The 7,462-nt window shown below is 62.3% G+C and carries 10 protein-coding genes and 2 pseudogenes; 9 read left to right on the top strand and 3 right to left on the bottom strand.

Features of this window, described 5'->3' with window-relative positions; translation table 11 throughout:
* Positions 1-386 (bottom strand): annotated as a pseudogene (locus EGH24_RS15550) (hypothetical protein); the annotation flags it as partial.
* 100 nt (positions 387-486) lie between these two features.
* Between EGH24_RS15550 and hisD the strand changes: the two are divergent.
* The 3 genes from hisD to EGH24_RS15075 all read left to right on the top strand — a co-directional run bounded on the left by hisD (position 487) and on the right by EGH24_RS15075 (position 2,613).
* The gene (gene hisD, locus EGH24_RS15085; RefSeq protein WP_142980898.1) at positions 487-1,755 is read left to right on the top strand and encodes a histidinol dehydrogenase; all 1,269 of its coding nucleotides are present in this window, start codon (positions 487-489) and stop codon (positions 1,753-1,755) included.
* Between the two features lie 107 nt (positions 1,756-1,862).
* Positions 1,863-2,228, top strand: a complete 366-nt coding sequence (locus EGH24_RS15080; RefSeq protein WP_142980897.1) for a HesB/IscA family protein — start codon at positions 1,863-1,865, stop codon at positions 2,226-2,228.
* A gap of 58 nt (positions 2,229-2,286) precedes the next feature.
* Entirely contained in the window at positions 2,287-2,613 is a 327-nt protein-coding gene (locus EGH24_RS15075) for a hypothetical protein (protein ID WP_142980896.1), read from the top strand.
* A gap of 12 nt (positions 2,614-2,625) precedes the next feature.
* Here the strand turns inward: EGH24_RS15075 and aglJ are convergent, their stop codons facing one another.
* Positions 2,626-3,669 carry an S-layer glycoprotein N-glycosyltransferase AglJ gene (gene aglJ, locus EGH24_RS15070; protein WP_142980895.1) on the bottom strand — a complete coding sequence of 348 codons (1,044 nt, stop codon included), beginning with the start codon at positions 3,667-3,669 and terminating at the stop codon, positions 2,626-2,628.
* A gap of 132 nt (positions 3,670-3,801) precedes the next feature.
* On the opposite strand from aglJ, the gene EGH24_RS15065 reads away from it, so the two are divergent.
* The 6 genes from EGH24_RS15065 (at position 3,802) to ftsY (ending at position 6,871) form a co-directional block, all read left to right on the top strand.
* The gene (locus EGH24_RS15065) at positions 3,802-3,954 is read left to right on the top strand and encodes a 50S ribosomal protein L39e (protein WP_120084282.1); all 153 of its coding nucleotides are present in this window, start codon (positions 3,802-3,804) and stop codon (positions 3,952-3,954) included.
* A gap of 2 nt (positions 3,955-3,956) precedes the next feature.
* Positions 3,957-4,232, top strand: a complete 276-nt coding sequence (locus EGH24_RS15060) for a 50S ribosomal protein L31e (protein WP_142980894.1) — start codon at positions 3,957-3,959, stop codon at positions 4,230-4,232.
* Positions 4,233-4,238: 6 nt separating this feature from the next.
* Positions 4,239-4,904: a translation initiation factor IF-6 gene (locus tag EGH24_RS15055; RefSeq protein WP_142980893.1), complete on the top strand. Its 666-nt coding sequence runs from the start codon at positions 4,239-4,241 to the stop codon at positions 4,902-4,904.
* Positions 4,905-5,026: 122 nt separating this feature from the next.
* Complete coding sequence (rpl18a, locus tag EGH24_RS15050) at positions 5,027-5,203, top strand: 50S ribosomal protein L18Ae (protein ID WP_142980892.1); 177 nt, start codon at positions 5,027-5,029, stop codon at positions 5,201-5,203.
* Positions 5,203-5,673, top strand: a complete 471-nt coding sequence (gene pfdA, locus EGH24_RS15045) for a prefoldin subunit alpha (RefSeq protein ID WP_142980891.1) — start codon at positions 5,203-5,205, stop codon at positions 5,671-5,673. The genes rpl18a and pfdA overlap by 1 nt, the downstream gene beginning before the upstream one ends.
* A gap of 37 nt (positions 5,674-5,710) precedes the next feature.
* Positions 5,711-6,871: a signal recognition particle-docking protein FtsY gene (ftsY, locus tag EGH24_RS15040; RefSeq protein ID WP_142980890.1), complete on the top strand. Its 1,161-nt coding sequence runs from the start codon at positions 5,711-5,713 to the stop codon at positions 6,869-6,871.
* 45 nt (positions 6,872-6,916) lie between these two features.
* On the opposite strand, the pseudogene EGH24_RS15035 reads toward ftsY, so the two are convergent.
* Positions 6,917-7,384: pseudogene (locus tag EGH24_RS15035) on the bottom strand (IS6 family transposase); the annotation flags it as partial.
* Positions 7,385-7,462 lie beyond the last annotated feature (78 nt).

Below are 7,462 nucleotides of genomic sequence, written 5' to 3'. Positions count from 1 at the left end.
TTTGTCTCCGGATCGACCGCAGCGTACAGCCAATACTGCTGGCCATTGATCCGGATCACCGTCTCGTCCAACGCGATGTGATCCGGGCTCGCATCGCTGGCGGGCTGTAGAGCTGCCTTCTGCACCCAGTCGTGAACCGCTTTTCGTGACCGATGGACACCGAACTTCTCAAGTTCTGAGACGGTATTCGAAAGTGATAATCCAGCCAGANACTTTCGAATACCGTCTCAGAACTTCTCAAGTTCTGAGACGGTATTCGAAAGTGATAATCCAGCCAGATGTAACCGAATACCGAGCTTCATCAACTCGCTCGGTGTCCGCTCTCGCTCCACAAAATCTAATTCAAGCCAGTCGTTACAACCGCTGAGGCGAGTGATTTCCGCCATAGACCAGCCGAAATTCACTCCGCCTCAGTTTTCACTCTTAACTAAACACGACCCTGAGGCCGATGGAAACGGTTTTTCGCCGGCCGCTCGAAGCCGTCGTATGAGCTACCGAGTCATCGCGGATCTCTCGCCGGCCGAACGCGCGGCCTTCTTCGAGCGCGACGCCGGCATCGACGCGGTTCGCAGCGACGTGGCCGACATCATCGACCGCGTCAGCACGGAGGGCGATGTCGCACTGCGCGATCTCGCCTCGAAGTTCGATGACGTCGAAGTCGGCAATCTCGACGTGACCGACCTCGCCGAGCGCGCCCACGAAGACGTCGACGACGACGTGTTGGACGCCATCGAGACTGCCGCCGCCAACATCCGGGAGTTCCACGAGCGACAGGTACCCGACGACTGGCGCGAGGAGTTCGACGGCCGTGAGTTGGGGCGTCGCTTCCGCCCGATTTCGGAGGTCGGCGTCTACGCGCCCGGCGGCACCGCCGCCTACCCCTCCAGCGTCCTGATGGGCGTCATCCCCGCGAAGATCGCTGGCGTCGATCACGTCGCTGTCGCCACGCCGCCGGCGGACCCGATCAATCCCGTCACGCTCGCAGCGGCCCACGAAGCCGGCGCGGACGCGGTCTACGCGGCCGGCGGCGCGCAGGCCGTTGCCGCCCTCGCCTACGGTACCGAGACCGTCACCTCAGTGCAGAAAATCGTCGGTCCCGGCAACAAGTGGGTGACCGCCGCGAAAGCCGAAGTCCGCGGCGACGTCGAGATCGACTTCCTCGCGGGCCCGAGCGAACTCCTCGTCGTCTGTGACGAAACAGCCGACCCCGACCTCGTTGCCAGCGACCTCATTGCGCAGGCTGAACACGACCCGAACGCCTCGGTCGTCGCTGTCACCGCCGACGAGGCCACTGCCGAAGCGATCAGCGACGCCCTCGACGAGCAGGTCGGCGACCGCGAGCGAAGCGACATCATCGAGGACGCCCTCGACAACGGGGCCAGCGGCGTCCTACTCGCCAGATCGATGTCCGAAGCCGTGCTGTTCGCCGNGGAGTACGCCGCCGAACACCTCTCNATTCAGGCCGANGACGANGAGGCCTTGCTCGACCGCATTGATTCGGCTGGCAGCGTCTTCCTCGGTCCCTACACCCCAGTCGCCGCCGGCGATTACGCCTCGGGAACGAATCACGTCCTGCCGACTAACGGCGGTGCGAAACGGTTCGGCGGGCTCTCGGTCGATGCCTTCCTGCGGTCGACGACGGTCCAGCGACTCGACGCGGACGGCCTTGAGGGCCTCTCGGAGACGATTACGACGCTCGCGGAGGCCGAAGGATTGGAGGCTCACGCCGAGAGCGTTCGTCGGCGATTCGACTGAGACGGGTCGGTTCGCTGCGCAGTCGCTGTCGCGCTTGTTGCTATCGTAACGATACCTGATTACGTCGCGCCGTCACTGTTAACACGCTCGGCTGGTGATAGTCAGGTATGAGCACGAGCACCGCCGACGGCAGCTCCGAGTCGGCCGTCGAGGTATCGGAGCAGGCCGCCGAGAAGGCACTCGCGTTGATGGAGGGCGAAGGGATGGACACCGATGTCGGCGGCCTCCGGCTGTTCGTCCANCAGGGCGGCTGTGCCGGCCTCTCNTACGGGATGCGNTTCGACNACGNACCNGAGGAAGACGACACCATCACGGTCCACCACGGCCTCCGCGTCTTTGTCGATCCATCTAGTCTAAATTACATCGGCGGCAGTCGCCTCGAATACGAAGACGGTCTGCAGGCCGAGGGGTTCCACGTCGAGAATCCCAACGTCGTCTCCGAATGCGGCTGTGGTGAGAGTTTCCGAACGTAGCTCCAGTTCTGCGGGGGATGTGACTGGGTTTTTACGAACTCACGCTAATACGTAGCCAATGGCAGCGAGGGCTCCCCCAAGCGACACGTCCGACCCCGATGTAATCGAGTTCGGCATCGCCGCGCTGGCGGCCCGCCTCGACGACGCGCCCGTCGAGTTCCCGACGACTGGCCGCCGGCTGTGTGAGGCTGTTGACGACACCGCTATCCCGGTCGACGGCTCGGGTAACACGGTCGAACTCGCCGAAGTTCTCGATCGAATTCCACAGGACGAGTTCACGAGTCAATCCGAACTGCTGGATATGCTGCATCCCGTGTTCGAAGAACAGCGCAAGCAGGCCGGCCAAAGCGTCTTCGGCCGGCTTCGGGCGTTGTTGCCGGTCTAATTTCGGGTCTCGCTACCGGTCTGATTCACCGGTCGCCGGCTGTTCAGCGTTGCCCTCGGCGTCTGCGGTTTCGTTTTCTGCGATCGCCGCGCCGTCCGTGTTTGTTCTCCGTCGCTCCGTTTTCGACTGCTCGGCCGTCAAATCGGTCTCCAATCGATCGATCCGCTCCCGCTGCTCACGGTGCAGCGACTGGATCATATCCGCGAGGAAGCCGAAGATCAGGAGTTGGACGCCGAGTAGGATCGACGCCACGCCGCCGAGTGCGATCAGTTCGTGATCGATATTGAACGCGAGCCAGCGGTAGATCACGAAGCCGAGCAGCCCGACGCCGAGTGTCGTCGACAGCAGTCCGACGCTCCCGAAGTAGAACAGCGGATTGCTGGTCTTCGCATTCCGGTACAGCTCCATGAAGATGACGCTGCCGTCCTTGATCGGGTGGAGGTTCGTCGCCGACCCGTCAGGCCGCGGGCGGTAGGTGATCGGGACGACCGTCGTCTCGATGTTCTGTTTCGCACACTGGACGGCCATCTCAGTCTCGATACCGAAGCCGTCGGCCGAGAGGGTGAGTCGCTCGAAGGATTCGGTCGTGAACGCGCGGTAGCCCGAGAGGATGTCGCCGTAATCGTAGCCGTAGACAACGCTGAAAAAGCGGTTGAAGATTTGGTTGCCGATTTTGTTGAACGTCGTCATCGCGCCCGGCTTCATGTCGGCGAACCGGTTACCGATGACGTGTTCGGCCTCACCAGCCAGCAAGGGTTCGAGCATTGTTTCGGCGTCGTCGGCGAGATAGGTCATGTCGGCGTCGGCCATCAGCACGTAGCGGGCGTCGATCTTCCTGACGGCCTCCCGAACGGCTTGGCCCTTGCCCGTGCCCGTCTGTGTGATCACGGTCGCGCCGGCCTCACGTGCCAGCTCGCGGGTACCGTCGGTGGAGCCGCCGTCGATGACGAGAATATCCGTGAAGCCGGCTGCCTGATAGCTCGTGATCACGTCGGTGATCGTCGCCGACTCGTTGAATGCCGGCAGCAGCACACAGACATCCGCACTCGGAGCCATTGCCGTGATGTCACCGGCCAATACTCAAAACTCTGTGTGTTTCCGAGTTGGTAGCTTCGCCGGCGGCGTGCCTGCCGACCGCTGTACGGGATGGACAGGATTTTAAGCGGTGCACCATGAGGAAGTGGTACTATGGGAAAGAAATCGAAGGCACAGAAGAAACGGCTGGCCAAGCTCGACCGCCAGAACCGACGCGTGCCGACATGGGTCATGATGAAAACCGATATGGAAGTCTCGCGCAACGCGAAACGTCGCAACTGGCGGCGGGGCGACACTGACGAGTAACGATGAGTACGAGTGATTTCGAAGAACGCGTCGTGACGGTACCGCTCCGGGACGCGAAGAACGTCCCGACCCAAGAGCGCGCCGACAAGGCGATGACGATCATCCGCGACCACCTCGCCCAGCACTTCAACGTCGAGGGCGACGCTGTTCGGCTCGACCCCTCAATCAACGAGGAAGTGTGGGCGAACGGCCGGCAGAACCCGCCATCGAAGCTCCGGATCCGTGCGGCCCGATTCGTCGAAGACGGCGAGTCGATCCTCGAAGCGGAAGTCGCCTAACACACCGTGCTACGCACTTCTGTCGCTGGCTCCCCGTACGTCGGTGTTTTCGCGCGAGCGACCGATAGCACGCTGCTCGTCCGGCGTGACCTCGACGACGCAGCCGCCGAAACGCTGGCCGAAGAACTCGATCTCGACTACCTCCAGACGACGGTTGGCGGCTCGGCAACGGTCGGCGCGCTGGCCGTCAGCAACGAAAACGGACTGCTCGTCTCCAGTCAGATCACCGACCGCGAACGGGAGTCCATCGCCGAGACCACCGACGGCCCGGTCGTTGAACTCCCCGGTCGGATCAATGCCGCCGGCAACGTCGTCGTCGCCAACGATTACGGCGCGTACGTCCACCCCGACTTGACGCAAGCGGCTGTCGAGGCCGTCAAAGAAGCCCTTGACGTGCCGGTTCGGCAGGGCTCGCTCGGCGACCGGAAGACCGTCGGGACGGCTGCTGTCGCCACCAACAAGGGCGTGCTCTGTCACCCCCAATCCCGTGAAGCCGAGTTGGAAATCCTCGAGGAGCACCTCGACGTGTACGCCGACCTCGGGACGGTCAACTACGGCGCGCCGCTGCTGGGCTCCGGGCTGATCGCCGGCGAGACGAGTTTCATCGTCGGCGAGGAGACGACCGGCCCCGAGATCGGCCGCATTGAGGACACGCTCGGTTACATCGAGTAATCCCGGTTCCTGTTTTCGCTGCCACGGTTTCGGTATCGGGCCGCTGTCGGCTCCCGAATCTCGGTGGGGCTGCTCGCTCCGAGTAGGAAGATACTTCCCCGTCGCTGCCGGAGCAACGAGGCATGAGTGAGTTTACGATTCGCGGCGAGTTCCACGGTCGAACGGGACCGCGAACCTTCACCAAGGAGATCGAAGCGGTCAACGAGAACGTCGCCCGCGAGCACATCCTCTCGCAGTTCGGTAGCGAGCACGGACTCAAACGAACGCAGGTCACGATTCAGGATGTGTCCGCACAATGATGGGTGGCGGTGGCCAGCAGCTCCAGCAGCTCCAACAGCAGTTGCAGGCGATCGACGCTGAAGTCGAAGAGATCGAAGAGAAAATCGCCGACCTCGAAACCGAAAGCGACGAGATCGACGAGGCNNTCGANGCNCTCGACACNCTCGAATCCGGCTCGACGGTGCAGGTGCCGCTCGGCGGCGGCGCGTACGTCCGCGCGACCATCGAGGACNNCGACGAAGTNNTCGTCNNNCTCGGCGGCGGCTACNCNGCCGAACANGANCAGGACAGCGCGGTTGACGCTCTCGAACACAAACAGGAGAACATCGAAGCCGAAATCGAGGAGCTCGAAGCCGAAATCGAGGAACTCGAAGCGGAGACCGAGGACCTCGAAAAACAGGCCCAGTCGATCCAACAGCGGATGCAGCAACAGCAGGAACAGCAGATGTCGAAGATGCAGCAGATGCAGGAAGGCGACGGCGACGAGTAACGACCCGATCCCCAACCGACTTCACTGAGGGCAAGCCGTGTTTGATGGACTCAAAGACAAGCTGAACTCGTTCCGCGAGGACGTCGAGGAAACCGCCGAGGAAGCGGCCGACGACGCGGACGAGCCAGCCGACGACGTTGATGAATCGACCGCGAGTGCCGACGCTGTCGACGCCGAGAGTGTCGATGCCGACGATGCTGACAGCGACGACAGCGCGGCCGCGGCTGCCGATGCCGAGGCTGTCGATGTCGACGATACCGATACCGAAAGCGACGACGCCGACGACACTGACGACTCGTCATCGGGGCCGGGCACGCTGAAACGCGCTGCCGCCTTCGCCACTGGCAAGGTCATCATCGAGGAGGAAGACCTCGAAGACCCGCTGTGGGAACTCGAAATGGCACTGCTGGAGAGCGACGTGGAGATGAGCGTCGCCGAGGAGATTCTCGATACCGTCGAGGAGACGATGATCGGCGAGACGCGCAAGCAGGTCGAGACGACCGGCGAACTCGTCGAGCGCGCACTCCACGACGCCCTCCTCGACGTGATCAGCGTCGGCCAGTTCGACTTCGACGAGCGAATCGCCGAGGCCGAGAAACCGATCACCATCGTCTTCACCGGCGTCAACGGCGTCGGCAAGACGACCTCCATCGCCAAACTCTCGGAATATCTGGCTGACCGCGGCTACAGTTCGGTCATGGCCAACGGCGACACNTACCGNGCNGGCGCGAACGANCAGCTCCAGAAACACGCCGACAACCTCGACCTGAAGCTCATCAGCCACGAGCAGGGCGGCGACCCCGCGGCGGTCATCTACGACGCCGTCGAGTACGCGGAGGCGAACGACGTGGACGTGGTGCTGGGCGACACGGCCGGCCGGCTCCACACCTCCAACGACCTGATGGCCCAGCTCGAGAAGATCGACCGGGTCGTCGGGCCGGACATGACGCTGTTCGTCGACGAGGCCGTCGCCGGGCAGGACGCGACCCAGCGCGCCNNGGAGTTCAACGACGCCGCNGNNATCGACGGGACGATCCTGACGAAAGCGGATGTCGATTCCTCCGGCGGTGCGGCGATCTCGATTGCCTACGTCACCGGGAAACCGATTCTCTTCCTCGGAACGGGGCAGGGCTACGACCACATCGAGCCGTTCGATCCCGAGGAACTGGTAGATCAGTTGCTTGGGGTCGACGAGTAACCGGTCGGTCGATCTTCTTCGGTTTGGGCGGCTGTGGCATCGTGTTTAGTTAAGCGAATTCCACCAGACGGCGAACGATTGCAGCCACGTTTCTGCGGTTGCTGGATCGACATGGCTGAAACTATTGCTAAACGAAGACGTTCGACGTTTTATTTCTCTAAAGACACGTTCGACAGCATTCCGATTTCCATGGCGAACAGTTTGAAATCGGAGTCCTGCTCGGTTCAATGCCGCTGAAAGATGGTGAGCGTAATCAACGAGAAACACAGCCTCAGAAACATCGTGTTTCTCACGGAGTTCTCGCAAAAATTTTTGCGTTAATGCCGTCGTTGTCGTTGTAAACAGCCGCATATGAAGGAATCTGTTTGTCTCCGGATCGACCGCAGCGTACAGCCAATACTGCTGGCCATTGATCCGGATCACCGTCTCGTCCAACGCGATGTGATCCGGGCTCGCATCGCTGGCGGGCTGTAGAGCTGCCTTCTGCACCCAGTCGTGAACCGCTTTTCGTGACGTACCCGACCGGCGCCGCCGGCTCTCGCGGCCGTCGGCGTCGGCCGAGCCGTGTCAGTAGAACCAGCAATAATACCC

This window comes from Halonotius terrestris (assembly GCF_006861665.1).
GTDB lineage: Archaea > Halobacteriota > Halobacteria > Halobacteriales > Haloferacaceae > Halonotius > Halonotius terrestris.
This window is presented reverse-complemented; position numbering and strand designations above follow the sequence as displayed.

Coding starts and splice junctions, on each gene's coding strand:
- EGH24_RS15075 (WP_142980896.1), top strand. CDS start 2,287: ATGGCAGCGAGGGCTCCCCCAAGCGACACGTCCGACCCCGATGTAATC.
- rpl18a (WP_142980892.1), top strand. CDS start 5,027: ATGAGTGAGTTTACGATTCGCGGCGAGTTCCACGGTCGAACGGGACCG.
- EGH24_RS15060 (WP_142980894.1), top strand. CDS start 3,957: ATGAGTACGAGTGATTTCGAAGAACGCGTCGTGACGGTACCGCTCCGG.
- aglJ (WP_142980895.1), bottom strand. CDS start 3,669: ATGGCTCCGAGTGCGGATGTCTGTGTGCTGCTGCCGGCATTCAACGAG.
- EGH24_RS15065 (WP_120084282.1), top strand. CDS start 3,802: ATGGGAAAGAAATCGAAGGCACAGAAGAAACGGCTGGCCAAGCTCGAC.